This window comes from Ensifer sp. GW101-20A05 (assembly GCF_059424735.1).
This window is the reverse complement of record NZ_JBWKZT010000046.1, coordinates 1-1,632: the sequence shown is the minus strand read 5'-3', so window position 1 is coordinate 1,632 and position 1,632 is coordinate 1. Positions and strand designations below refer to the sequence as shown.

General features: G+C 60.2%; 1 protein-coding gene. It reads left to right on the top strand.

All coding sequences use genetic code 11. The features are described 5' to 3' along the window. The first annotated feature begins 83 nt into the window (after positions 1-83). Positions 84-1,457 (top strand): ISNCY family transposase, encoded by a 1,374-nt coding sequence (locus AC070A_RS34560; protein WP_113399726.1) that lies wholly within the window; start codon positions 84-86, stop codon positions 1,455-1,457. The last annotated feature ends 175 nt before the right edge of the window (positions 1,458-1,632 follow it).

The window sequence follows — 1,632 nt, the reverse complement described above, 5'->3', positions numbered from 1 at the left end:
TGTAGCCGCAAAGTTAAAGTGTCCTGATCCTGCAAAGTTGGAATGTCACTCTCCCCGGGTTTTGCTGACCTGGGAGATTGCGGATGGGATTGATTGCGATGAGCGAACGCGATCTGCAGCGGATTGAGGTTTTGTCGAAAGTGATCGCCGGACGCATGACGTTGGCGTCGGCGGCGCGCGTGCTTGAGCTGAGCACCCGCCAGGTGCGTCGGTTGCTGGAGCGGATCAACACCGGCGGTGCGGCTTCGATCCGGCATAAGGCAATCGGCCGGCCCTCGAACAATCGGATCAGCGACGGTGTTCGGGATTATGCGGTGACGGTCGTTCGCGAACGCTATGTGGACTTTGGTCCGACCTTGGCAGCCGAGAAGCTGGCCGAGCGCGATGGGTTGCGGGTGTCGCGCGAGACGCTGCGCCAATGGATGTCGGACGACGGCCTCTGGCTGTCGCGCAAGCAGCGGCGGACGTTTCATCAGCCACGCTTGCGACGCGAGGCCTATGGCGAGCTGGTGCAGATCGACGGGTCGGAGCATCGTTGGTTTGAGGATCGCGGGCCGCCGTGCTCGCTACTGGTGTTCGTCGATGATGCGACGGGCAGGTTGATGCAGTTGCGGTTTGTGCGCTCGGAAAGCGCCTTCACCTACTTTGAAGCGCTGGCGCTTTACCTTGAGCATCATGGGGCACCTGTCGCCTTTTATTCCGACAAGCATTCGGTGTTTCGGGTGGCGAAGAAGGATGCCAGGGGTGGCCAGGGCATGACGCAGTTCGGGCGTGCACTCTCAGAGCTAAACATCGAGATTCTTTGCGCAAACTCCAGTCAGGCCAAAGGTCGCGTCGAGCGGATGAACCGGACGCTGCAAGATCGCCTGGTCAAGGAATTACGGCTGGCGGGTATCGACGACATGGAGGCTGGCAATAGGTTTTTGCCGGGCTTCATAGAGCACTACAATGCGCGGTTTGCGATCGTCCCTGCCCGACCCGATGACCTACACCGCCCGCTGAATCTCGCCCCGGATCGGTTGCGCGACGTCCTGTGCAAACGTGAGCAGCGCTATGTTGGATCGCAGCTGACGTTTTCGTTCGAGCGCCAGCGGATCATGCTCGAGGAGACCGAGGTGACACGCGGCTTGGCTGGTCGCTATGTCGAGACCTATGCCTATGCCGATGGTCGATTGGATGTGCGGTGGAAAGGCCATTCCCTGCCCTACCAGATGTTCGATAAGGACCAGCGGGTGACGCATGCGGCGATCACCGAGAACAAGCGGCTCGGTGATGTCCTGGCCTATATCAAGGAACGCCAGGAGCAGCAGACGCAGCCGGCGGTGAAGACGAACAGCGAGAAGAATGGCTACAAACCGCGTGGCCGCAAGCCGGGCAAGCGGACGGATTTCATGAACGATCCGGTGGTGATTGCTCGGCGCGAGCAGGCCCTGTCCCGACTTGATGCTGCGGAATGATCCCCTGACCGAGCTCTCAAAGCTAAAGCCGAAGGAGTGCTCCCCACCCGCCCCGATCTGATCTTGCAACCGGATCAGCCGGTCAGATCGGGGCTGGTCGCTGTGCAGTAGGGCAGCTCAAGTGACATTTCTACTTTGCGCCAAAGCGGACAGTTCAACCTGGCCGCCACATTGT